The sequence below is a fragment of the Nocardioides sp. genome (assembly GCF_004803405.1).
Classification (GTDB): Bacteria; Actinomycetota; Actinomycetes; order Propionibacteriales; family Nocardioidaceae; genus Nocardioides; species Nocardioides vastitatis.
This window is the reverse complement of record NZ_SSXI01000010.1, coordinates 1-23440: the sequence shown is the minus strand read 5'-3', so window position 1 is coordinate 23440 and position 23440 is coordinate 1. Positions and strand designations below refer to the sequence as shown.

The 23440-nt window shown below is 71.7% G+C and carries 24 protein-coding genes and 1 riboswitch; of the genes, 11 read left to right on the top strand and 13 right to left on the bottom strand.

From position 1 onward, the window contains the following. Both E7Z54_RS00875 and E7Z54_RS00870 read right to left on the bottom strand, forming a co-directional pair. The coding region (locus E7Z54_RS00875) for an RNA polymerase sigma factor (protein WP_240769442.1) at positions 1-1149 on the bottom strand (1149 nt) is incomplete at its 3' end. After that, on the bottom strand, positions 1085-1453 hold the full coding sequence (locus tag E7Z54_RS00870; RefSeq protein WP_136430934.1) for a YciI family protein: 369 nt from the start codon (positions 1451-1453) through the stop codon (positions 1085-1087). The genes E7Z54_RS00870 and E7Z54_RS00875, both read right to left, overlap by 65 nt. A 166-nt stretch (positions 1454-1619) precedes the next feature. After that, positions 1620-1765: riboswitch (SAM riboswitch) on the top strand. Positions 1766-1776: 11 nt separating this feature from the next. Between E7Z54_RS00870 and thrC the strand changes: the two genes are divergently transcribed. The 9 genes from thrC to groL all read left to right on the top strand — a co-directional run bounded on the left by thrC (position 1777) and on the right by groL (position 11211). Further along, the gene (gene thrC / locus E7Z54_RS00865; RefSeq protein WP_136430933.1) at positions 1777-3087 is read left to right on the top strand and encodes a threonine synthase; all 1311 of its coding nucleotides are present in this window, start codon (positions 1777-1779) and stop codon (positions 3085-3087) included. A 40-nt stretch (positions 3088-3127) separates the two neighbouring features. Next, complete coding sequence (locus E7Z54_RS00860; RefSeq protein ID WP_136430932.1) at positions 3128-3403, top strand: MoaD/ThiS family protein; 276 nt, start codon at positions 3128-3130, stop codon at positions 3401-3403. A gap of 92 nt (positions 3404-3495) precedes the next feature. Beyond that, complete coding sequence (locus E7Z54_RS00855; RefSeq protein WP_136430931.1) at positions 3496-3966, top strand: OsmC family protein; 471 nt, start codon at positions 3496-3498, stop codon at positions 3964-3966. A gap of 68 nt (positions 3967-4034) precedes the next feature. Continuing rightward, positions 4035-4865: an SGNH/GDSL hydrolase family protein gene (locus tag E7Z54_RS00850; RefSeq protein WP_136430930.1), complete on the top strand. Its 831-nt coding sequence runs from the start codon at positions 4035-4037 to the stop codon at positions 4863-4865. A gap of 43 nt (positions 4866-4908) precedes the next feature. Beyond that, the gene (locus E7Z54_RS00845; protein WP_136430929.1) at positions 4909-5418 is read left to right on the top strand and encodes a SigE family RNA polymerase sigma factor; all 510 of its coding nucleotides are present in this window, start codon (positions 4909-4911) and stop codon (positions 5416-5418) included. Beyond that, positions 5415-6668: a hypothetical protein gene (locus E7Z54_RS00840; RefSeq protein ID WP_136430928.1), complete on the top strand. Its 1254-nt coding sequence runs from the start codon at positions 5415-5417 to the stop codon at positions 6666-6668. Before E7Z54_RS00845 ends, E7Z54_RS00840 begins: the two co-directional genes overlap by 4 nt. Before the next feature lie 128 nt (positions 6669-6796). After that, positions 6797-8473 (top strand): alkaline phosphatase D family protein, encoded by a 1677-nt coding sequence (locus tag E7Z54_RS00835; RefSeq protein WP_136430927.1) that lies wholly within the window; start codon positions 6797-6799, stop codon positions 8471-8473. 33 nt (positions 8474-8506) lie between these two features. Continuing rightward, positions 8507-9367 (top strand): ATP-grasp domain-containing protein, encoded by an 861-nt coding sequence (locus E7Z54_RS00830; protein WP_136430926.1) that lies wholly within the window; start codon positions 8507-8509, stop codon positions 9365-9367. A gap of 218 nt (positions 9368-9585) precedes the next feature. Next, positions 9586-11211 carry a chaperonin GroEL gene (gene groL, locus E7Z54_RS00825; protein WP_136430925.1) on the top strand — a complete coding sequence of 542 codons (1626 nt, stop codon included), beginning with the start codon at positions 9586-9588 and terminating at the stop codon, positions 11209-11211. Between the two features lie 90 nt (positions 11212-11301). Here groL and E7Z54_RS00820 read toward each other — a convergent pair whose 3' ends face one another. Beyond that, positions 11302-12249, bottom strand: a complete 948-nt coding sequence (locus E7Z54_RS00820; protein ID WP_136430924.1) for a LysR family transcriptional regulator — start codon at positions 12247-12249, stop codon at positions 11302-11304. A gap of 83 nt (positions 12250-12332) precedes the next feature. Here E7Z54_RS00820 and E7Z54_RS00815 point away from each other — a divergent pair, with 83 nt between their 5' ends. Beyond that, positions 12333-13634, top strand: coding sequence for a nuclear transport factor 2 family protein (locus E7Z54_RS00815; protein WP_136430923.1), 1302 nt, complete (start codon positions 12333-12335; stop codon positions 13632-13634). Here E7Z54_RS00815 and E7Z54_RS00810 read toward each other — a convergent pair. The 7 genes from E7Z54_RS00810 to E7Z54_RS00780 all read right to left on the bottom strand — a co-directional run bounded on the left by E7Z54_RS00810 (position 13595) and on the right by E7Z54_RS00780 (position 19688). Further along, positions 13595-14311: a hypothetical protein gene (locus E7Z54_RS00810; RefSeq protein ID WP_136430922.1), complete on the bottom strand. Its 717-nt coding sequence runs from the start codon at positions 14309-14311 to the stop codon at positions 13595-13597. The two genes, E7Z54_RS00815 and E7Z54_RS00810, sit on opposite strands and share 40 nt — an antisense overlap. After that, positions 14308-15231 (bottom strand): vWA domain-containing protein, encoded by a 924-nt coding sequence (locus E7Z54_RS00805; protein WP_136430921.1) that lies wholly within the window; start codon positions 15229-15231, stop codon positions 14308-14310. Before E7Z54_RS00805 ends, E7Z54_RS00810 begins: the two co-directional genes overlap by 4 nt. Further along, positions 15228-16277 (bottom strand): hypothetical protein, encoded by a 1050-nt coding sequence (locus tag E7Z54_RS00800; RefSeq protein WP_136430920.1) that lies wholly within the window; start codon positions 16275-16277, stop codon positions 15228-15230. The genes E7Z54_RS00805 and E7Z54_RS00800 overlap by 4 nt, the downstream gene beginning before the upstream one ends. Continuing rightward, entirely contained in the window at positions 16268-16768 is a 501-nt protein-coding gene (locus tag E7Z54_RS00795) for a hypothetical protein (RefSeq protein WP_136430919.1), read from the bottom strand. Before E7Z54_RS00795 ends, E7Z54_RS00800 begins: the two co-directional genes overlap by 10 nt. Then, on the bottom strand, positions 16752-17660 hold the full coding sequence (locus tag E7Z54_RS00790; RefSeq protein ID WP_136430918.1) for a DUF58 domain-containing protein: 909 nt from the start codon (positions 17658-17660) through the stop codon (positions 16752-16754). The genes E7Z54_RS00795 and E7Z54_RS00790 overlap by 17 nt, the downstream gene beginning before the upstream one ends. Before the next feature lie 11 nt (positions 17661-17671). After that, positions 17672-18733, bottom strand: coding sequence for an AAA family ATPase (locus E7Z54_RS00785; protein ID WP_136430917.1), 1062 nt, complete (start codon positions 18731-18733; stop codon positions 17672-17674). A gap of 142 nt (positions 18734-18875) precedes the next feature. Continuing rightward, a complete protein-coding gene (locus E7Z54_RS00780; protein WP_136430916.1) occupies positions 18876-19688 on the bottom strand; it encodes an RDD family protein in 813 nt (270 codons plus the stop codon). Between the two features lie 46 nt (positions 19689-19734). Between E7Z54_RS00780 and E7Z54_RS00775 the strand changes: the two genes are divergently transcribed. Further along, on the top strand, positions 19735-20739 hold the full coding sequence (locus tag E7Z54_RS00775) for a stage II sporulation protein M (RefSeq protein WP_240769441.1): 1005 nt from the start codon (positions 19735-19737) through the stop codon (positions 20737-20739). Positions 20740-20855: 116 nt separating this feature from the next. Here the strand turns inward: E7Z54_RS00775 and E7Z54_RS00770 are convergent, their stop codons facing one another. From E7Z54_RS00770 to E7Z54_RS22780, 3 genes are all read right to left on the bottom strand, one after another. After that, a complete protein-coding gene (locus E7Z54_RS00770; protein WP_136430915.1) occupies positions 20856-22178 on the bottom strand; it encodes a DUF58 domain-containing protein in 1323 nt (440 codons plus the stop codon). A 22-nt stretch (positions 22179-22200) separates the two neighbouring features. Then, complete coding sequence (locus E7Z54_RS00765) at positions 22201-23223, bottom strand: AAA family ATPase (protein ID WP_136430914.1); 1023 nt, start codon at positions 23221-23223, stop codon at positions 22201-22203. Continuing rightward, positions 23220-23440: hypothetical protein (locus E7Z54_RS22780; RefSeq protein ID WP_206055940.1), on the bottom strand; the 221-nt coding region annotated here is incomplete at its 5' end. The genes E7Z54_RS22780 and E7Z54_RS00765, both read right to left, overlap by 4 nt.

Here is a 23440-nt window from a genome sequence, read left to right as displayed (position 1 = left end):
GAGCGCCACCCCGGCGAGCGCCGCGAGGCCGGCCGCCGGCCCGTCCGCCTCCGCGACCGCGACCGCCCGGTTGAGGCGGACCACGGGGGAGTCGGTGATCGCCAGCAGCTCGTCATACCTCGCGACGATCCGGTGCCAGGCCGTGGCGGCCGGGGTGGGGGCGATGGCGTGCTCGGCGGCGATCAGCGCCTGGAGGAGGTACGGCGAACCAGGGCGGCCCGCGAGCGGCGCCAGGAGGTCGAGCGCCTCCTCGATCTCGCCCTGGTGCCACCGCGTGCGGTCCTGGTCCGGCAGCAGGACCAGTGCGCCTGCGTGCACCCGGGCGTCCCGGCGGGCGTGCTGGAGCAGCATCAGCGCGAGCAGTGCGTCGAGCTCGACCCGCTGGTCCGGCGGTGCGTCCGGTGGGAACACCGCTCGGAGCACGCGGACCAGACGTACCGCCTCCCCGGCCAGGTCGACGCGCAGCACGTCCGGGCCCGACGCCGGTGCGTAGCCGGCGGTGAACGCGAGATAGGCCACCTCGGTGACCACGTCGAGCCTTCCGGCCAGCTCCGCGCCGCCGGGGACCGCGAACCGCTCGCCCGCGAGCCGCTGCTTCGCCCTGGTCAGGCGCGCCGCCATGGTCGCCGTCGACTGGAGGAACAGCCGGGCGATGTCGGCTGTCGGCACGCCGAGCACGAGGCGCAGCGCGAGCGCCGCGGCGGCCTCCCGAGAGAGCAGGGGATGGGCGCACAGCAGCGCCAGCCGCAGCCGTTCGTCGGTCAGCCGCTCGCCACCGTCGGCCATCACCCGTTGCGCCTCCTCCGCGAGCTCGGCCTCCACCGCCAGGAGCGGCATCGACGTGGCGAGTCCCTCCTCCTTGCGCAGTCGGTCGAGGACCCGTCGCCGAGCCGCGGTCAGCAGCCAGCCCGCCGGATTCGCCGGTACGCCGTCCCGGGGCCAGGTGCGCGCAGCGGCCTCGAAGGCGTCGGCCAGCCCGTCCTCGGCGAGGTCGAGCCGGCGGAACCGCGCGACGAGCAGGGCCAGCAGACGGCCCCACTCGTCGCGATGGGCGCGATCGAGGGCTGCGCCGACGCCGGTCAGCTCATTCCTCGCCGCTGTGGTCGACCGCGGCCCGCACCTCGACCGGTGCGTTGTCCGGCTCGGCAAGGATGGCGCACACCTGGACCAGGTCGTCGAGGTCGTCGGAGTCGACGACGTAGAACCCGCTGAGCTGCTCGACAGTCTCGGCGTAGGGCCCATCTGTGACGAGAAGGCTTCCGTCGCCGCTGCGCGCCACCTTTCGGGTGGTGCGGGAGTGCGTCAGCTCCGCCCCGCCGGTCACGGTGTGACCCCGCTCGGCCAGCGCCCGGCTGAACTCCTCATGCTTGGCGAAGATTGCGGCCTGTTGCTCGGGAGTTGCGTTCTCCCAGGTGGTCTCGTTCCCGGCCAGGAGTACGACGTAGGTGGTCATGATCAGGCAACCTCTCAGTTGTCGGGCGGGTTTGTCACTGGGATGACGCGCGGGGAGCGGGAAATCGACAGCGCGCGACCGCCGGCGTTGTCCATATAGCGGACAAGCGTCTCGGATATCGGGATGCGATTCGTTGATCGCCCGGCCCGGCCGATAGGTTGAGGCCTGCTCATCCAGAGGGACTGAGGGAACGGCCCTGAGAAGTCCCGGCAACCGCCACGAACTCCCGGACGCGCCAGCACGCTGGCGCGGACGTCGTGGAGACGGTGCCAAATCCGACCCGGTGCGACCGTCGCGCGGGACAGATGAGAAGGAGGACACCCATGAGCGCCGCCGTGACCGAGACGACGACCGACCCAGGCACCGAGTCCACGTCCGATGACCAGACGGGTCGCCGTACCCTCCGCGCGGGGGCGTTCGGTCACGCGACCGCGCTGTCGTGCCGCGAGTGCGGGCACAAGGTCGACCTCGGCCCGTTCTACGCCTGTCCGGAGTGCTTCGGGCCGCTGGAGATCGTGTACGACTTCCCGGCCGTGACCCGCGAGGAGATCGAGGCCGGCCCCCGCAACATCTGGCGCTACAAGGCGCTGCTGCCGGTGCCGACCGACATCGAGAGCAGCCCCAACACCGAGCCCGGCTTCACCCGGCTCCTCGCGGCGAACAACCTCGCCCGCGAGCTCGGCATCGAGAAGCTCTGGGTCAAGGACGACTCCACCAACCCCACCAACTCGTTCAAGGACCGCGTCGTCGCCTGCGCGCTGAGCGCTGCGCGCGAGCTGGGCGCGACGGTGTTCGCGTGCCCCTCGACCGGCAACCTCGCCAACGCGGTGGCCGCCGCCGGGGCCCGGGCCGGGATCAAGACCGTGGTCTTCATCCCGAGCAACCTCGAGCACCCCAAGCAGGTCAACTCGGCGATCTTCACCGAGAACCTCGTCGCGGTCGACGGCAACTACGACGACGTGAACAAGCTCGCCTCCGAGATCGCCGGTGAGGAGGAGGGCTGGGCGTTCGTCAACGTCAACGTCCGGCCCTACTACGCCGAGGGCTCCAAGACCCTGGGCTACGAGATCGCCGAGCAGCTCGGCTGGCGGCTGCCCGACCAGATCGTGATCCCGGTGGCGTCCGGCTCGCAGCTGACCAAGGTCGACAAGGCGTTCCAGGAGCTGATCAAGCTCGGCCTGGTCGAGGACAAGCCGTACAAGGTCTTCGGTGCCCAGGCGACGGGCTGCAACCCGGTCGCCACGTCGTTCAAGGCCGGGGTCGATGCGATCCGCCCGGTCAAGCCGGACACCATCGCCAAGAGCCTCGCGATCGGCAACCCGGCCGACGGCATCTACGTCCTCGACATCGCCCGCCGCACGGGCGGTGCGGTCGAGGAGGTCACCGACGACGAGATCCGCGCCGGCATCGTGCTGCTTGCCCGGACCGAGGGCATCTTCACCGAGACCGCGGGTGGCACCACGCTCGCGGTGACGAAGAAGCTCGTCGAGACCGGCCAGCTCGACCCCACCCTCGAGACCGTCGTGATCAACACCGGTCACGGTCTGAAGACCCTCGACGCGATCTCCGGGCAGGTCAGCGCTGCCGCGACGATCGCCCCCACCTACGCGGCCTTCAAGGCCACCGGCATCTGACCGGCATCCGACCGGCATCCGAGAACAGGAAGAAACGAACATGGCAGTGAGCGTCCGGGTCCCCACCATCCTGCGCACCTACACCGGCGGCGAGTCCGAGGTGACCGCCGAGGGCGCGAACGTCGCCGAGGTCCTCGAGGACCTGGACGCGAAGTACTCGGGCATCAAGGGCCGCATCCTCGACGAGGACGGCAAGCTGCGCAGGTTCGTCAACGTCTACGTCGGCAACGACGACGTGCGCTTCCAGGACGACCTCGCCACACCCACCCCCGACGGCACCGAGATCTCGGTGATCCCGGCGGTCGCGGGGGGCTGACCGGTCCGGCTGCAGGAATCGCCGGTTCACCGGTGATTCCTGCACTTCCCGGCCGTTGCAACGCCCCAAAAGTGCATGAAAACCTCCGACCTGTGACCGATCATCACTACGCCCTCCACCTGACCTGGGAGGGCAACCGAGGCACCGGCACCAGCGGCTACCGCGACTACGCCCGCGACGCGCGGCTGCGCGCAGAGGGCAAGCCGGACCTGCTCGGTTCGGCTGACCCGACCTTCCGGGGTGACGCCTCGCGCTGGAATCCTGAGGAGCTGCTCGTCGCGGCGCTCAGCCAGTGCCACCTGCTGTCCTATCTGCACTCCGCGGTCAACCACGGGATCGTGGTGACCGCGTACGACGACTCGCCGGTCGGGAGCATGAGCCAGGTGGGGCAGGGTGGCCACTTCACGTCGGTGACGCTCCGGCCGCGGGTCACGATCACCGACCCGGCACAGGTCGACCTGGCGCGCGAGATCCACGCCGAGGCCAGCCGCAACTGCTTCATCGCGGCGTCGGTCAACTTCCCGGTCGGGCACGAGCCCGTGATCGAGGTCGCGTCCGCCTGAGCACGGCCGACACCCCCGGGCCACCGCAGCGCCACGAGCCGTTCAGCCGGGTCTGGTTCAAAGCACCCATGAGCCGCAAGCGCACCGCCCTCCTCGTCGCCGTCGCCGCCGCCGGCGTCAGCCTCACCGCCGGAGGGACCCGCGAGCTGCTCCGTCGCCAGGCGGCGATGGCGCGGCGCGCGATCGGCAAGCCGCTCGGCGAGGATGCCATCGATGCTGACAAGACCTGGAAGGCGTCGTACGGCGACCCGCTGGACCTGCTGCTCCTCGGGGACTCGATCGCGGCCGGCCTCGGGGCCGAGCGGCCCAAGGACACGCTGGGCGCTCGGCTGGCGCGCGGCCTGGCCAAGGAGGTCCACCGTTCGGTGCGACTCACCACCGGTGCCGTCGTCGGCTCGGAGTCGGCCGCGCTCGCCGATCAGCTGGACGCGCTGCCGGAGGGCTATCGGGCCGATGTCGCCGTGATCGTGATCGGCGGCAACGACGTGACCCACCGGGTGCCGGTCGCGACCGCCGTCGCGCACCTCGAGCAGGCGGTCTCACGCCTCCGCGCGCAGGGCACCGAGGTCGTCGTCGGCACCTGCCCCGACCTGGGCGCCCTCCGGCCGGTCCCGCAGCCGCTGCGCGCCCTCGGCTCCCGGATGTCGCGCCAGCTCGCCGCGGCGCAGGCGGACGCCGCCGTCCGCAACGGGGCCCACGCGGTCTCGCTCGCCCACGTCGTCGGACCCTTCTTCATCACCAACCCCGACGAGATGTTCAGCCTCGACCGCTTCCACCCCAGCGCGCTCGGCTACAAGCGGACCGCCAAGGCGCTGCTCCCCTCCGTGCTGCTCGCCCTGGGCCACGCCGCGACGGTGCCGTTCGGGCACCACCGGCCGGTCGCGCTCCGGGTGGAGTGAGCCGACCCTCCAACCTTTCGGTCCGCCCGTGCGTTGATGGGTCGTGACCACCGACGAGGAGTCGTTTCGCCGCTGGGCCGGCGAACGGCAGCTGGCGCTGCTCCGCAGCGCAGTGCTCCTGACCGGGGACCGGCACCGAGCCGAGGACCTGGTCCAGGAGGCACTGGCGAAGGTCGCCCTGCGGTGGCGTCGGCTGCGCGACGGCAACCCGGAGGCGTACGCCCGCCAGGTGATCGTGCGCGACAACATCTCGTGGTGGCGCAAGCGCCGGCACGAGATGGTGACCGACCGCTCGCCGCAGGTCGCGGTGCCCGATCCTTCGTCGGCGTCGGACCGCCGGATGCTGCTCGACGCGGCGCTGGCATCGCTGACGCCGCGCCAGCGGGCGGTGGTCGTGCTGCGGTACTACGACGACCTGACCGCGCGGGCCACCGCCGACGTGCTCGGGGTCAGCGTCGGCACCATCAAGAGCCAGACCCACCTCGCGCTGGCCCGGCTCCGCGAGGCTGCCCCCGAGCTCGCCGAGCTGCTCGGAGAGGAGATCGAGCAATGACCGACCAGCGACTGCGCGACCTGCTCCACGACCGGGTCGCTGACCTCGATCCCGACGACCTCGGTGACCTCGGCGGGCCGGCGTGGGCCCGCGCGCGGCGGACCCGGCATCGGCGGGCAGCGGTCGTGGGCGGTGGTGCCGTGGCCGCCGTCCTCGCTGCGACGGCGGTCGCCGTTCTGCCTGGCGACGGCCCCGCGCCGCCGGCGCAGAACCCGACCAAGACCCAGACCCCGAGCGTGCCGAGCCCCTCGGTCAGCGCCCCGACGGGACCGGCGCCGAAGGCCGTCAGGGCGGGAGAGCAGCACGGGGCGCAGGTGTGGTGGGCGCCGGACAAGTCGGACGAGGCTGCACTCCCGCGTCTGCAGGTCGCTGGAGTGCCCGAGCAGGTCGACCTGTCGGCAGGATCGCCGCCGCACCGGGCGGGGGTCCGCGCGACGGCGATGTTCATGGTGGGGGACGGCGACCGGTTCGCTGGCCGGGTCGTGATTCTCGGCACCGACGCGTCGACGTACTCCCTCGACGTGGGGCGGCTCGAGCCGGTCGCAGACGAGCAGGGCAACCAGTACCTGCCGTTCAACGAAGAGAGCCTCTCGCCGAGCGGTCGCTTCGTGTTGTTCCGACAGCAGCGCTCACTGGAGGTCTACGAACTGGACACGGGGGAGTGGACCACGATCGACACCCCGGACTGGCTGGCCGAGGGCGCACGCTGGTCGAGCGACACCGAGATCTGGGTGCCGCACCTGCTTGGCGCCGGGGCCGTCCGGGGCACGACCTATGACGTCGACCGCGGTCGCGTAGGGCCCGCATCGTCGACGTACGTCTCCATCTGGGAGACGGGCGCCGGCTCGGGCTACGGGCCCCTTCGTACGGAGCAGACCGGACAGTTCTCCGGTCGCGGACCGTCGGTGGCGCAGGCCCAGTTCCCCGGAGTGAGCCTGACAGACCCGACGGGAACGCTGGTCAGCGGCGCGGACGCGGTGGTGACGGGCGACCAGAGCGGTCAGGAGGTCTCCGTGCTCGTGCTGCCATACGGGCTGAACGCGCCGGAGGGCCGGTGGAAGATGTGCTGCCCGGTCGTCGGCTGGCTGGACGGAGGACGGGACACGTTGCTGTTCGCGTCCCGCGGATCGGACTCCCGCGTGCTGGCGTGGCGGGTCGGCACGCCCGACCTGTTCCGGGTCACCCAGCTGACCGGATGGGTGCCCGGGCAGGACTACCACGTGGCGAGCTACGCGGACCTGAAGAGCTGAGGTCGTAGCCGCGAGGCCGCCACCTCGTCGTCGACTGCTCGCCCGGACGATCCGCTGCGTTCAATCGCCGGGGCTGGGATGGCGTCGGCCCCCTTCCGCTCGCTCACCTTTCTCGGAGGTACCTGAGCATGCCCACCCCGCCCCTCTCCTCAGTCAGTCGTCGCGGCTTCGTCGGCGGCGCCGGCGCCGCGGCCGTCCTGCTCGGCACCGGTGCCGTCGCGAGCCACCTCTCGCCGGCTCGCGCGGACGCGCCGTCGTACCCGTTCCGCCTCGGCGTCGGCTCCGGCGATCCGCTGCCCAACTCCGTGGTCCTCTGGACCCGCCTCGCGACCGACCCGCTGGCACCCGACGGCACCGGCGGCATGCCCCCGCGGCCGGTCGCCGTGCTGTGGGAGATCGCCGAGGACGAGCGCTTCCGCCGTCTCGTCAAGCGCGGCGCGGTCACCGCCACGCCGGCCCTCGGCCACTCGGTCCACCCCGAGGTCTGGGGCCTGCGTCCTGGCCGCGAGTACTTCTACCGGTTCAAGGTCGGCAGCCATCTGAGCCCGGTCGGCCGCACCAAGACGGCGCCCTCGATCGACGCCAGGCTGTCGGCGCTGTCGTTCGCGTTCGCCAGCTGCTCCCGCTGGGACACCGGCTACTTCACCGCCTACCGTCACCTCGCGCAGGAGGACGTCGACCTGGTCGTGCACCTCGGCGACTACCTGTACGAGTACGGGATCAGCGCCACCGGCGGCGCGCGGAACGTGCCCATGGGCGCGGAGTTCCGGTCGGAGACCACCGACCTCGCTCGTTACCGGCTGCAGTACGGGCTCTACAAGAGTGACCCGGACCTCATGGCCGCGCACGCCGCCCACCCCTTCGTGGTGACTCCCGACGACCACGAGGTCGAGAACAACTGGGCCGACGAGATCCCCGAGGCCTCCAGCCAGAGCCAGGGTCCGCTCTGGATGCCCCGCCGTACGGCGGCGTTCCAGGCCTACTACGAGAACCTGCCGTTCCGGGCCTCCTCGGTGCCGAACAACGCCGACATGCAGATCTACCGGCGGCTCACCTACGGCGACCTCGTCGACTTCAACGTCATCGACACCCGGCAGTACCGCGACGACCAGCCGTACGACGACGGCAGCGACGCGCCGGGACCCGAGAGCAAGGACCCCGCGAAGACGATGATGGGCTTCGAGCAGGAGGCCTGGCTGCTGAACAACTTCAGCAGGTCGAAGGCGCGCTGGCAGGTGATCGCCAACCAGGCGCCGATGGCGGAGACCGACCTCGATGCCGGTCCCGCGAAGCGGCTCTACATGGACCCGTGGGACGGCTACGTCGCGAACAGGGAGCGGGTGCTGGGCGGCGCGGTGGACCGCGGCGTGGAGAACCTGGTCGTGATCACCGGGGATCGGCACCAGAACTACGCCAGCAACCTCCTGCTGGACTACGACGACCCGGCGTCGCGCGTGGTCGGCAGCGAGTTCGTGGGGACGTCGATCACCAGCGGCGGCGACGGTGCCGACATGACTCCGTCCGGCCAGAACCTGCTGGCGGCCAACCCGCACATGAAGTTCTTCAACTCCCAGCGCGGCTACGTGCGATGCCGGGTGAGCAAGGACGAGTGGCTCAGCGACTTCCGCGTCGTCCCCTACGTGACCCGGCCGGACGCACCGGTCTCCACGCGGGCGACGTACGCCATCCAGGACGGCGTGCCGGGCGTCCAGCTCGACTCGCGCGGGCCCGTGGTCGGACAGCGGCGCAGCTCGACCACCGAGTCCGAGGGCGAGCTCGACGAGAGGCGCACTAGAACGCGTTGAGCGGACCCGTGGGCGCCTGCGTAGGGTTCGCGGGTGCCCACGGTCCTGCTCGCCACCTTCAGCCTGCTGCCGGACGGCGAGTACGGCGGGGACCGGCTGGTCGCCGCGGTCGCCGAGCGTGGCATCGAGGGACGCTGGGTCTGCTGGGACGACCCGTCGGTCGACTGGGCCGCCGCCGACCTGGTCGCGGTGCGGTCCACCTGGGACTACCACCGCCGACTGCCCGACTTCCTGGCCTGGGCGCGGGCGGTGGAGGCGACCACGCCGGTGCTCAACGGCGCCGAGGTCTTCGCGTGGAACGCCGACAAGTCCTACCTGACCGAGCTGGCAGGTGTGGTCCGGGTGGTCCCGACCGCCCTCCTCGACGACACCACCCTGGTTGCGGGCCTGGAGGAGGCGTTCGCGCGCTGGGGCAAGGTCGTGATCAAGCCACGGGTCTCGGCGAGCGGTCTCGGCCTGGTGATCGCCGAGCGCGGGCACATCGAGCAGCTGCAGGGGCTGCTGCCGGCTCCCTGGGTGATCCAGCCGCTGGTCGAGTCCGTCCGCACCCGGGGGGAGACGTCGGTGTTCGTCTTCGAGGGGCAGGCGGTCACGCAGGTCGACAAGCGGGTCGAGGGCGCGGAGGTGCGCGTGCACGAGGTGTACGGCGGCAGCAGCGCGCCCGTGGCCCTCGACCCGGAGCGGGCGCGGGTCGCCGAGGACGCCATACGCGTCGTCGCGGAGTGGCGGGGCGCCGACCTCGCCTACGCCCGGGTGGACCTGATGGTCTGGGAGGGGGAGTGGGTCGTCAGCGAGCTGGAGCTGATCGAGCCCGGTCTCTACCTCGACGTGGCCCCGGACAACGCCGACCGGTTCGCGGACCTGCTCGCTCGAAGACTGCGGCGTCGCCGCTGAGGACCCGTCTGGGAGGCAGACCCGTTCTTGCACTCGCAGGGGTCGAGTGCTAAACATGACGTTGGCACTCTCAGCACGAGAGTGCTGAAAACCAGATCCCCGGTCCGGGGAGTTGAGGTCAGCAGCGACGGCGGGAAGGGTCCGCCGGTTCGGCCTGGCCGTCCGTCGCGGGCAACGAGCCGGATCCCACAACTCGATTGCGAAGGATCGCAGGAGTTATGCCGAAGCTGATTGCTTTCAACGAGGAGGCCCGGCGCGGTCTCGAGCGTGGCATGAACACGCTCGCAGACGCCGTCAAGGTCACCCTCGGCCCCAAGGGCCGCAACGTCGTGCTGGAGAAGAAGTGGGGCGCCCCCACGATCACCAACGACGGTGTGTCCATCGCCAAGGAGATCGAGCTCGAGGACCCCTACGAGAAGATCGGCGCCGAGCTGGTCAAGGAGGTCGCGAAGAAGACCGACGACGTCGCCGGTGACGGTACGACGACGGCGACCGTCCTCGCCCAGGCGCTCGTCAAGGAGGGCCTCCGCAACGTGGCCGCCGGTGCGAACCCGATGGGTCTCAAGCGCGGCATCGAGGCCGCGGTCTCCGCCGTCTCCGAGCAGCTGCTCCAGATGGCCAAGGACGTCGAGACCAAGGAGGAGATCGCCTCCACCGCGTCCATCTCCGCCGCTGACTCCACCGTCGGCGAGATCATCGCCGAGGCGATGGACAAGGTCGGCAAGGAGGGCGTGATCACGGTCGAGGAGTCGAACACGTTCGGCCTCGACCTGGAGCTCACCGAGGGTATGCGCTTCGACAAGGGCTACATCTCGGCGTACTTCGTCACCGACCCGGAGCGCATGGAGACGGTGCTCGAGGACCCCTACGTCCTGATCGCCAACTCCAAGGTCAGCAACGTCAAGGACCTGCTGCCGCTGCTCGAGAAGGTCATGCAGTCCGGCAAGCCGCTGGTCATCATCGCCGAGGACGTCGACGGCGAGGCGCTGTCGACGCTGGTCGTCAACAAGATCCGCGGCACCTTCAAGTCCGTCGCGGTCAAGGCCCCCGGCTTCGGTGACCGCCGCAAGGCCATGCTGCAGGACATCGCGATCCTCACCGGCGGCCAGGTCATCTCCGAGGAGGTCGGCCTCAAGCTGGAGACCGCCGGTCTCGAGCTGCTCGGCCAGGCCCGCAAGGTCGTCATCACCAAGGACGAGACCACCATCGTCGAGGGTGCCGGCGACCAGGCCCAGATCGAGGGCCGGGTCAACCAGATCCGTGCCGAGATCGAGAAGTCGGACTCCGACTACGACCGCGAGAAGCTCCAGGAGCGCCTCGCCAAGCTGGCCGGCGGCGTGGCCGTCATCAAGGTCGGCGCGGCCACCGAGGTCGAGCTCAAGGAGCGCAAGCACCGCATCGAGGACGCCGTCCGCAACGCGAAGGCAGCCGTCGAGGAGGGCATCCTCCCGGGTGGTGGCGTCGCGCTGGTCCAGGCCGGTGCGAACGCGTTCGACAAGCTCGAGCTCGAGGGTGACGAGGCCACCGGCGCGAACATCGTGAAGGTCGCCCTGTCGGCTCCGCTCAAGCAGATCGCGGTCAACGCCGGCCTCGAGGGCGGCGTCGTGGCGGAGAAGGTCGCCGGTCTCCCGGTCGGCCAGGGCCTCAACGCCGCGACCGGCGAGTACGTCGACCTGCTGGCCGCGGGCATCATCGACCCGGCCAAGGTGACCCGCTCGGCGCTGCAGAACGCCGCGTCGATCGCCGCGCTGTTCCTCACCACCGAGGCCGTCGTGGCCGACAAGCCGGAGAAGGCCGCCCCCGCGGGCGACCCGACCGGCGGCATGGGCGGCATGGACTTCTGAGTCCCGCCCGCTCAGGTCACTGAGCACGTCGCAGGGCCCTCGCTTCGGCGGGGGCCCTGTGGCATTTGACCGGCATCTGACCGGCCATGGTCATTCCGCGTCGCGAGGCTGTGCGCGTTGCTCGACGGAGGGGCGCCGGTGGCGCTGGGCCTCGGAGACCGCCCGTTCCAGGGCCGCCACCAGCCGCTCGGCCTGGGGCGAGGCGGCGTCGGTTGCACCCGCGGGAAGGCTCGCGTAGATCCCCCGAGTGGGTGGGTCGGCGAGAGAGACGGCGACCACGTCCCGTCGGAGCGCGGGCGCGAGCACGCCGGGGACCAGCGCCACCGCGTGACCCGCCGCGACCATTGCGGTCTTCCCGGTCAGGTCTGCGGCGGCGAGGTCGATCCGCGGCTCGAAGCCTGCGCGGGCCGCCGCAGTCCTCAACAGCGCGGCCGAGCCCTCGTTGTCCTCGACCCAGGTCTCGCGGGAGAGGTGCGCGAGCGGGACGGCGACGCTCGCCGACGCGGCTGGGTGGTCCTCGCGCACGACGACGCACATCGCGTCGATCCCGATCGGGTGCCGCACGAGCCGCTCGTCCATCGCCAGCCCCGGCGGTGCATCGGTGACGACGGCGACGTCGAGCCGACCCGTCGCCACAAGCTCCTCGAGCTCGGGCGTGAGCGCCGTCAGCAACGACCAGCTCGTCGGCGTACCGCTCTCCTGGACGGCCCGCAATGCTGCCGGGACGATCCCGGCGGCGGTGGACGGTGTGGCTCCGATCGCGAGCCCACCCGTCGCTGTGGCGGCGTCGCGAGCCGCGTGCCGGGCACGATCGGCAGCGGTGACGACCACTCGCGCGTGGTCGCGGAACGCCTGGCCCCCGGACGTCGGCACGACCCCGCGGGCCCGGCGCTCGAGCAGAGGCACGCCGACCTCGCGCTCGAGGGCGGCCACTTGCCGGGACACCGCGGACTGGGTGTAGCCCAGCTCGGCGGCCGCCGCCGAGAGGGATCCGAGTCGGCAGACGACCAGGAAGGTCCGCCATGTCGTCAGCGTCATAGGCCGAGCCTATGCGAGATCGGCATGGCGACTAGTCGAATCTTGCGCTGGTCGATCGGCTTAACCGGGGCGAGCATGGAGGCATGTCGCATCAGACCTCTGTCCCTCCCGCACGGGTCGCGGTGCTCGGCCTCGGCCGGCTGGGAGCAGCCTGCGCAACCCGCCTCGCCTCCCGCGGCCACGAGGTCGTGGGCTGGTCCCGCTCGGGCCGCGCCGTTCCGGGCGTGGCGCTCGCTGACACCGCGGCCGAGGCGGTCGCTGGAGCGCGGTGCGTCCTGCTGTGCCTGTACGACGGCGACGCCTGTCGCGAGGTGCTGGGGCTGGTGGGCGACCGCCTGGCGCACGAGACCACCGTGGTGAACATGAGCACCGTCGGGACCGACGACGCAGTCGCTCTGGAGAAGGAGGTCCAGGCGAGCGGCGCACGGTATGCCCACGCCCCGGTGATCGGATCGGTGTCCGCCGTCGCGGCTGGCCGCCTGGCCATCCTGCTCGGCGGCACGGACGACACGATGGTGCGCGGCGTCCTCGACGATCTCGGCGACGTGCTCGCGTGCGGTGGCGTCGGTCGTGCCGCGGCGGCGAAGCTGCTCGCCAACGGGGTGCTCGGCGGCGCGCTGCTCGCGATCCGGGACAGTCGGCTTCGCGCCGAGCAGCTCGAACTGGAGGCCGAGCGCGCCTGGTCGGTCCTCGAGCGCACGGCACTGGGTGGCCTGGTGAGCGGGAAGCGCTCGCGGCTCGAAAGCGGTGACCTCGGGCAGGCGGAGTTCACGGTCGGTGCGCTCGCGAAGGACCTCGAGCTGCTCGCGGCCGAGGCGCCGGTCGCCGCCGGGCTACGGGACTCGTTCGCCGCCACGGTTCGGGAGGGTGCGATCGCGGTGGAGTCTGACATCGCCGCGCTGTGCCTGGCCGGCCGAGGCTCCGACCAGGCGCTGCGCCCTCATGGGTTGACCGTGGCACCCCACGTCGCCGAGCCGCCGGAGGTACTCGCGCCCCTCGAGGCATACGTCGCCGGCCACGCGACCGGGAACCCCGACCACCATCGCCGCGCCTTCCTCCCGACGGCGCACGTCGAGGGCCTTCGCGACGAGCACCTGGTGTCGTGGACCGTCGAGGAGTACTGCGCCCTCTTCTCCGGGACGCCCGCCCCCGACGAGGCGTCACGCCGTCGGCGGATCGACCATGCGGCGGTGAGCGGCTCGGTCGGGACCGCATCGATGACGCTGTGGCACGGCGACAGCGTGTTCGTCGACGTGTTCCTGCTCCTCCTGGTCGACGGCGAGTGGCGCATCGCCAACAAGGCCTACCACCGTCGGACCCGTGCTGACGGGTACCGACTGACCGGTCACCAGGTGTCGGGACGCGAGCTGTCGCCGTCCTCGTAGCGCTCCAGGTCCTCGTAGAGCTCCTGATCCTCGCGCCGCTGCTCGAGGCCGCGCTCGTTGTTGCGCTCGAGTCGCTCCTCGCGGGGGTCCTCCTGCCCCTCCCCGCTGTCGGGCTGCTCCTCCTGGGGCTGCTGCGGCTGTTGCTGGGGCTGCTGCTCCTGCTGCTGGAGCTTCTGGCGCAGCCGCTCGTCCAGCGTCTCCGCATCGGCGGTCTGCTCCTCCCCGCGACCGGACTCGTCAGGGCAGCCACCCTCGGCGAGCACGTCGACCCCCGTCTGCCAGGACTCGATCGCGGCCTCGCTGTCCATCTCCTCGGCGTGCTGATCGCCGATCGCCTCGTGGGCGAGCGCGAGGTTGATCCGGACCGTGCACTCCTCCCGGTGCGGCACGTGCTCGAGCGCCGCCTCGTAGTCGGGGACGGCGGCGTCGTAGCCGCCCGCGGCGTGGTGCGCGGTGCCCTCGTCGAAGGGAGCGATCCACGACTCGAGCCAGTTCAACGAGCGGGTGTCGGCGAAGGCGACCTGCGCGGCGTCGTAGTCGCCCCGGTCGAAGGCGCTCCGGCCACCCGCGTTGTCCTGCAGCATCAGCGCGACCTTCAGCCCGAACGCGATGGTGAGGACCCCGGGCAGGATCCCCGCCAGCAGCAGGGTCCGGCGCAGCTGCGGGTGGCGGCTCATCGGCGCGTCCCCTTCGCCACCGGCGCCAGCAGGGTCTGTTGGGAGGTCCACAGGGCGCGCCAGCCGGCCCGGAGCTCCAGGAGCACCAGACCGAACAGGACCAGGCCGAACAACCAGGTCAACTCGTGTTGCGCCGGCCGAGAGCCGCCGTCCTCGGCCAACGACGCCTCGAAGGACGCCGCGATCGGGCCCATGCCGCCGCTGGCGGTGCGATGCTCGAAAGGCACGCCCAACTGGTCGGCGATGGTCTCGAGCTTCTCCGGATCGGCCCTGGAGACCGCGTCGCCCCCGGTCTCGGGATCGCGGATGTAGCCCTCGCCGGTGCTGAGGTCGTCGGAGACCGGCATGACGGCGCCGTCGGTGGTGCCGTACCCCAGCACCACGCCACCGTCGACGAGCTCGCCGATCGGCGAGAAGGAGTGGTCCTCACCCTCGCGGGTGTCCTCGCCGTCGCCGACGAAGACGACGACGCGCCGACGGTCGGGGTCCTGCTCCTCGGCTCGCCCCAGGATCTCCATGAGCTCGAGGACGGGCCGGTCGGCACGCGATCCGACGCCGTCCTGGGGACCCTCGAGGTAGAACGTCTCGACCGCAGCATGGAAGGCGTTCGTGTCGGTGGTGAACGGCAGCACGAGCCGCGCCTCGGCGCCGAAGGCCAGCATCCCGAACCGCGCACCGGGCAGCGCGTCCGCGAGCTCGGCGAGGTCCTTCTTGACGCCGTCGATCCGCGGCTCGCGGCCCTGATGGTCGAGAGCCGCCATGGATCGGGTCTGGTCGACGACCACCAGCACCTCGACATCGGAGAGTCGTAGCGCAGTCTCCGCCTCGCCGATGCCCGGCCGCAGCAGGACCACCCAGAACACCAGCGCGATGCCGACGCGGCGGGCGATCACGAGACCGGTGGCGGCAGCGGGACTCATGCGTGCTCCTGTCGGCCGCGCAGGGCGAGCACGCCCTCCACGATCCAGATCACGAGCAGGCCACCGACGCCGATGCCCGCGATGACCGTGCCGAGGGTCGGTCGGTCGAGGACCTGGACGAGCGGCGGCCGCTCGATCTTCTTCGCCTCGAGCTCGCCGATCGCCGCGACCACTGCCTCGGTGCTCCCGTCCTCGCCGAGCAGGGCGAACGTGCCGCCCGTGCCGGCCATGGCGTCCTCGAACTCCCGCGCCGCTCGGGGGCGCTCGGCCGTCGTCGGCGCCGCGATGCCGTGCACGACGATGCCCTCGTCGGCGGCGAACTCGGCAGCATCCGGCACGGTGAAGATGCCGCGGCCGATCGGCTCGTTGTCGGAGGCGAGCACGATCGCCCGGCTGCGCTGTTCGTCCCGGCGGTCGAAGCGCTGCACGCAGGACGCCAGCCCGTCTCCCAGCTGGGACTGAACCTCCCAGTCGACCACGGTGCCGGCGGTGAACAGCGCGTACTCCTCGCTATAGATACCCCCGTGACCGAACGCCGCCTCCGCCTCGACCAGCTGCTCCTGCACGAACTCGTAGTCGTCGGTCAGCGGGAAGACGGTGATCGCGACGCCGCTCCAGATCGTCAGACCGATCCGCTCCCCCTCGAGCCCGGTGACGATCTTGCGGAACTCTCGCACCACCTCGGCGTCCACCTGGGCCATCGAGCCGGAGGCGTCGAGGCACAGCACGATGTCGCGGGTGCGGTCCTCCTGCGCCGTCGTCTGCTGCTCCTGGACCCGGCCGGCGAGCACGATCGCGCCGGCACACGCGACCAGCGCCGCCAAGCTCAGGCAGCCGCCGAGGATCACCCGGCGTCGTACGAGGTGACGGTAGCGCGGCAGGGCGCGCAGCCGCGCGGCGTGAGCGACGTAGGCAGCACCGGACGGAGTACGACGACGCCCGGAGAGCCCCCAGAGCGCCAGCAGCAGCGGGACCAGCACGCTGAGCACGACGACGAGCCACAGCCACTTGAACCCGGTCTCACCCACGGCGCCGGTCAGCTCCATGTCGTCACCAGCGCTCGAGCCTGCCCGAGGGCGTCGTCGAAGCGGTCACGGGCGACGACGTCGTCGGGTGCGAACTCCGGCGGGTACATCAGCTCGATCGCGTCGACCAGCTCCTTCGGCGCGCGGGCGCGGAAGTCCGCGAGGGCCATGGTCCGCGCCGGCAGGGTGGTCACCGAGGCGACGTAGGACCGCACCACGTCGCTCAGCTCCTGATGACCGCCACGCGGCGACAGCGAGCCGGTCCGCACCTCGTCCTCGATCCGGTCGATCCGGTCGAGGTGCTCCCGCCTCGCGTCCGGTGCCTCGACATCGGTCGGGGCGGCCGGTCCCTGCCGTGGCCGGGTCAGCCACCAGGCGGCGGCGTAGTAGAGCAGCACCAGGACCGCGAGCACCAGGGCGATCCACAGCCAGCGGTCGGAGTAGGCGACCGGGCCGGCGAACTCCTCGGGGAGCTCGACGGCGGCCGGCCCGGGCCTAACGGCGGCGGGCATGGCGGTGCCTCTCCAGCAGTCGGAAGACCGCCGCGATGGCGCTCTCGTGGTCACGCACCCGCTCCTGGACCACGCCGAGCTGCTCGAGCCGCCGACGCATCTGCTGCTCCTCGGCCGACAGGAGGGTCGCGTACTCACGGTGCAGACGGGCGTCATGGCGCAGCCAGCTCGGGACCTCGGCCGCCGCATCGACGTCGACCAGCCGGCGGTCGGAGCCGGCGGGCCCCGTCGGGTCGAGATCGCCGATCGTCAGGAACAGCACCTCGTGCTGCACGGTGAGCCGCCGCAGCAGGTCGGCCATCTCCTCTGAGACGCGGGTCTCGTCGGACACCACCAGCATGATCGTCCGGCGTCGGACGGTCCGGGCCGTGAACCGCAGCAGCTTCGTCAGGTCGCTCGGCGGCCCGTCCGGCCGGATGTCGTCGTGGATCGCGCCGAGCAGGCGCTCGAGGTGGAGCTCGCCGCCCTCGGCCGGCCGGCCGCGCTGACGTTCTGCGTCGCCGTACACGAGGGCGACCAGGTCGCTGTGGCGCACGGCGAAGTAGCCGAGCATCCCGGAGACGAAGACGGCGAGCTCGCGCTTGCTGGTCATCGTGTCGGGCGTCGTGCCCACGCTGTTGAGCGCCGCCATGCTGCGGCCGGTGGACACGCACAGCAGGACCGTGTGCTTGCGCTCCGCGACGTACCGCTTGATCAGGAGCTGGCGACTGCGGGCGGACGCCTTCCAGTCGATGTCCTTCACGTCGTCGCCTCGGACGTACTCACGCAGGTCGTTGAAGTCGATGCCGCGGCCGACCTGGAGTGCGGCGTACTCGCCTTCGAGCAGACCGCGGACCTTGCGGTGCGCATGTATCGAGAGCCGTGCCTTGATCATCGTCAGGTGAGCGGTCACGACGGGCTCCGTCAGGGCGTCGGGACGGCGCGGAACACCGCGTCGATCACCATCTCCGGGCGAACCCGGTCGGCGAGGGCCTCGAAGCTGAGGTGGATCCGGTGGCGCAGCACGCTGTGCCGTAGCTCCCGGACGTCCTCAGGGATGACGTAGTGGCGGCCCTGCACCACGGCCATGGCCCGGGCGGCCTGGAAGAACGCGATGGAGCCCCGGGGGCTGGCGCCGATCTCGACGTAGTTGCCGAGCTCCGGGCCGAGCAGCTCGCCGACGTGCCGGGTGGCGCGGATGACCGAGACGACGTAGCGCTTGATCGCCGGGTCGACGTAGACCCGTCGGACGAGCGACTGCAGCTCCGCCACCGCGCCGGTGGTGATCACCGGGTCCACGTCGGTCATGTGCTGGCCGAGAGTGCCGTCGTCGATCCGCTCGAGGACTGTCAGCTCGTCGTCCTCGGTGGGGTAGTCGACGATCTCCTTGAGCAGGAACCGGTCCATCTGGGCGTGGGGGAGGACGTAGGTGCCCTCCTCCTCGATCGGGTTCTGGGTCGCGAGCACCATGAAGGGGTCGGGCAGCGGGTGCATGGTCCCGGCGATCGAGGTCTGCCGCTCCTGCATCGCCTCGAGCAGCGCGGACTGTGTCTTCGCGCTGGCGCGGTTGATCTCGTCGAGCAGCACGAAGTTGGCGTGCACCGGGCCGAGCTGGGTCTCGAACTCGTGACGGCGCGGGTCGTAGACCTGGGTCCCGATGATGTCGCTGGGCAGCAGGTCCGGCGTGCACTGGATCCGCGCGAACCTCGCGTCGACCGCCTGCGCCAGCGTCGAGGACGCCAGCGTCTTCGCGAGACCGGGGACGCTCTCCAGGAGGACGTGCCCCTCGGCGAGGAGCGTGACGAGCAGGGCGGTCCGGACCCGGTGCTGCCCGACGACCCGGCTCGAGAACGCCTCCGAGACCCGATGGATCGACTCGCTGGCCCGTGCGAGCTCGTCCACGCCGAGCGGCGTGCGGTGATCCACCGGGGGGCGCCCTACGGTCAGTCCCTCGGGGTTCGTCGGCTCGTCGGAGACGTGGGTCATGTCGGGCAGTGCTCCTGTCCGCGGCACGGGCGCGGTGCGCCCGCCCGGTTCCGGCTCTCCCCAGCGTGCCTCGCCGGGGTGGGCTCAAACCTACTGGCGCGCCGGTGGCGGCGTGGCCGGATGACCGCTCGTCTCCCCGGGTTCAGCGGCCGGAGACCAGGCGCCTGCGGAAGTCGTCGTCGCGACGCAGCCGGACCAGGTCGCGCTCCCGCCGCTCGGCGATGATCGCCATCAGCACCAGCTCCGGCGGTGCGCCGGGCGGCGGTGCCGGCGCCACGTGGGGGAGCACGTCGGCGAGCAGCGCTCGGCCGACCCGCTCGCGCGACACCGGATCCAGGGTGGGCAGCCTTCCGAGGAACTGGCGTACGGCGAGGGCGGTGCCGGTCGGCAGCGTCCCGAGGTCGGTACGACGCGCCCACGACGCCAGCTGCGGGGGCATGGGTGGCGGCATCGGCAGCCGTAGCGGGACCCGGTCGCGGACGACGTACGTCCCGGCGGCGTAGTCGCCGAGGCGCTTGCCGCGGGAGCTGAGCATGATCGCGAAGAAGGCGGGCGTGCCCAGGAACCCGTAGATCTCCACGAAGCCGATCAGGGCCCGGACCAGGGCGTGGTGGAAGCTGATCGGGCCCCCGTCGTCGCGGACGGCGCGCAGGCCGAGGGCGAGCTTCCCGAGGGAGCGGCCGCGAGTGAGCGTCTCCAGCGCGGTGGGCAGCCCCAGGAACGTCAGCACCATCGTGAGCACGAACGCAGCTTCGGTCAGCGCCTCGTCCTGGAAGGGGACCGTCGCAGCGGTGAGCAGGATGGTCAGCACGATGAACGTCCCCAAGGTGACCAGGACGTCGAGCAGTCCGGACGCCATCCGGAGCCCCAGCGACGCGGCGGGCAGGTCGAGCGCCACTCCTTCGCCGGTGACGAGGTCGTCAGCGGTGATCGTGGCGTAGTCCGGCGCGGGCATCGATGGCAGCCTGCCACACCAGCGGTCAGGCCGTAGGCTCCTTCCCGTGCCGCGCATCGACCTCGACGCCTACGTGGCCGCCCATTCCCACGAGTGGGTGCGCCTGGAGCACCTGGTGCGACAGCGGCGCCGCACCGGCAGTGAGAGCGACGAGCTGGTCGACCGCTACCAGCAGGTCGCCACGCACCTCTCGGTGATCCGCACCTCCGCGCCCGACGGGGAGCTGGTGGCATACCTGTCCTCCCTGCTCGGCCGGGCGCGGATCGCCATGCTGGCCGCGCGGGTCCCCAGCTGGCGAGCGGTGGCCTACTTCTTCACCGACCAGTTCCCGGCTGCCCTCTACCGGCTGCGCTCGTGGTGGCTCGGCTGCTTCGCCGGCAACGTCGTGGTGACGGCGGTGATGATGATCTGGCTGCTGGAGAACCCGCAGGTGGAGCAGAGCCTGCTCTCGCCGGAGGAGGTCGACCAGCTCGTCAACAACGACTTCGAGAACTACTACAGCGAGAACGCCGCCAGCGCCTTCGCGACCCAGGTCTGGATCAACAACTCCTGGGTGAGCGCACTGTGCATCGGGCTCGGCATCCTCGGCGTCCCGGTGATCTACCTGCTCTTCCAGAACATCGCCAGCCTGGCGATCGTCGGATCGATCATGACCCGGCACGACCGCGGCGAGCTGTTCTGGGGCCTGATCCTCCCGCACGGCCTGCTCGAGCTGACCTGCGTGTTCGTCGCCGGCGGGGTCGGGCTCCGGTTGTTCTGGTCCTGGATCGAGCCCGGGGGCACCAGCCGCGCCGCGTCCATCGCCCGCGCCGGCCGGACCGCCGTCACCGTTGCGCTCGGCCTCGCGGTGGTGCTGTTGATCAGCGCGGTCGTCGAGGCCTTCGTGACACCCTCGCCGCTGCCCACCTGGGCCCGGGTCGGCATCGGCATCCTCGCCGAGACGGTGTTCCTGGGCTACGTGTTCGTGATCGGCCGGGCCGCCGCCCGGCGCGGGGCCACCGGCGACATCTCGGTCTCGCTGCTGGAGGACCGGGTCGCGACCCAGGGCTGACCTGGGTCGCGGACGCCACAGGAGTCACGTGTCCCGGCCGGTCCTGGCACTTCTCGGGTGTTGCAACGGCCGGGAAGTGCAGGAATCGCCGGTTAACCGGTGATTCCTGCGCGCCCTCACAACAACCCCCGCGCCTTCAGCTGCAGATAGTGGTCGGCCAGCGCGGGCGGCAACTGGGCGGCGTCAGCGTCGACGACATCGACACCGAGCCGGGCGAGCACGTCGCGGATCCAGGCGCGGCGGTGCAGTTCCTGCTCGGCCGCCGCGGCGCCGTACACGGTGTCGATCGTGGGGGCGTCCTCGCCGGAGCTCTCGGCGAGGCGGTTGAGCTCGGGGTCGCGGACGGAGGCGACCACCACGCGGTGGTGGCGGGTCAGCGTGGGCAGCACCGGCAACAGGCCGTCGGCGATGGCGGAGGGCTCCAGCGCGGTGAGGAGTACGACGAGCGCCCGCTGACGACCGAAGCCCTGGATACCGCTGGCGAGCGCGTCCCAGTCTGCCTCGGCGAGCACCGGGTCCAGGCCGGCCATCTGCTCCTGCATCCGCGCAGCGACGTCGCGGACGCCCGCGAGCCGTTGGCGCGCGCGGACCCGGCGGTCGCCGGCCAGGAAGTCGACGCGATCGCCGGCGCGGGATGCCAGGGAGCCGAGCAGCAGGGCGGCGTCCATCGCTGCGTCGAGGCGGGGCATCCCGTCGTCGGGGTCCTCGTCGGCGACCCGGCCCGCGGAGGTGCGGGAGGTGTCGAGCAGGATCACCACGCGGCGGTCCCGCTCGGGCTGCCAGGTTCGTACCACGACGTGCGGAGTGCGCGCGGAGGCCCGCCAGTCGACCGAGCGGACGTCGTCGCCACGGACGTACTCCCTGAGCGAGTCGAACTCGGTGCCCTGCCCGCGCACTCGGACCGCCGACCGACCGTCGAGGTCGCGCAGCCGCGCCAGACGCGAGGGCAGGTGCTTGCGGGAGTCGAATGGCGGGAGAGCGCGGACCGACCCGGGGACGTCGTAGGTGCGCTGCCGCGCGGCAAGGCCCAGCGGGCCCCACGACCGGACCGTCACTCCGGCCGCCCGCAGATCGCCGCGGCGACGGGGGAGCAGCGACGTGGTCAGCCGGAGGCGCTCACCGGGCGGTAGGTGAGGCCGGTGTCGGTTGTCCGTGGCGCCCGCCGACGGCTGCCAGGCGTCGCGGACCTGCAGCCGCAAGGACCGGTGGGAGTCGTTGGCGACGACGAGAACCGACGTCGCGGGGTCGCCGAGGCGCACGGTGCCCGGCTGGCGGCGGGTGATGCCGAGCAGTCCGGGCGATGGCGTCAGCAGCAGATCGATCCCGACCAGCAGCAGGACGCCGAGGAGCCAGAGCGCGACGGTGCTCCCGGAGGGACGCAGCAGCACCGCCACCAGGCCCAGCACGAGCAGCAGCGGGACCCGCCCGGAGATCGCCATCAGGCCAGCACTTCTGCTCGGCCTACCGCGGGACCGGCACGGAGGCGATCGCGGAGGCCAGCACCTGCGCCACCTCGACACCCTCGAGCTCGGCCTCGGGTCGCAGGCCCAGGCGGTGCACGAGCGACGCCTGCGCGAGCGCCTTGACGTCGTCGGGGGTGACGAAGTCGCGACCCGACAGCCAGGCCCAGGCGCGGGCGGCGCGCAGCAGGGCGGTGGCCCCTCGCGGGCTGACACCGAGCGACAGCGAGGGCGAGTCGCGGGTCGCCCGTGCGATGTCGACGATGTAGGACGCGACCTCGGGCGCGACCTGCACCTGCTTCACCGCGGCCTGGCCGGCCTCGATGTCGGCGCCGCTCGCGACGGGCTGCACGCCCGCGCCGACGACGTCCCGCGGGTCGAAGCCCTCGGCGTGCCGCGTCAGGATGGTGATCTCGTCGGACCGAGGGGGGATGGGTAGCTGGACCTTCAGCAGGAAGCGGTCGAGCTGCGCCTCGGGCAGCGGGTAGGTGCCCTCGAACTCGATCGGGTTCTGGGTCGCCGCCACCAGGAAGGGGCGCGGCAGCGGGCGGGTCACGCCGTCGGCCGACACCTGACCCTCCTCCATCGCCTCGAGGAGGGCGGACTGTGTCTTCGGGGGGGTCCGGTTGATCTCGTCCGCCAGGAGCAGGTTGGTGAAGAGCGGGCCCTCGCGGAAGCTCAGCTCGCCGGCCTTCGAGTCGATGACCAGCGAGCCGGTGATGTCGCCGGGCATCAGGTCCGGCGTGAACTGCACGCGACGGGTCTGCACCGACAGGCTGGAGGCCAACGTGCGCACCAGCAGCGTCTTCGCCGTTCCCGGTACTCCCTCCATGAGCACGTGGCCGCTGCACAGCAAGGCGACCAGCAGGCCGGAGACCGCGGCGTCCTGGCCGACCACGGCCTTGCCGACCTCGTGCCGCACGGCGAGCAGTCGCTCACGGGCCTCTGCGTGCGCCCGTGCGTCGACCTGCGCCGGGCGGGTCAGCCCCTCGGGTTGATCGAGCTTCTCGAGACCTTCGGTCATCCGCGTCGTACCTCTCTTCTCAATCGGGTGAGCCCCTGGGCGAGCCGGATCAGCTCCTGGTCCGTCGCCGGCGGTGGTTGGTGGTCGCCCAGCAGCAGGGCGTCGATCTCCCCGACGGGCCTGCCCAGGTGGCGGGCCGCAGCCTCGGCGACGGTGTGGGCGTCGGCGCCCCGGTCGAGCCGGAGCCGGGCGGCGAGGGCGGCGCAGGTCGCGGACC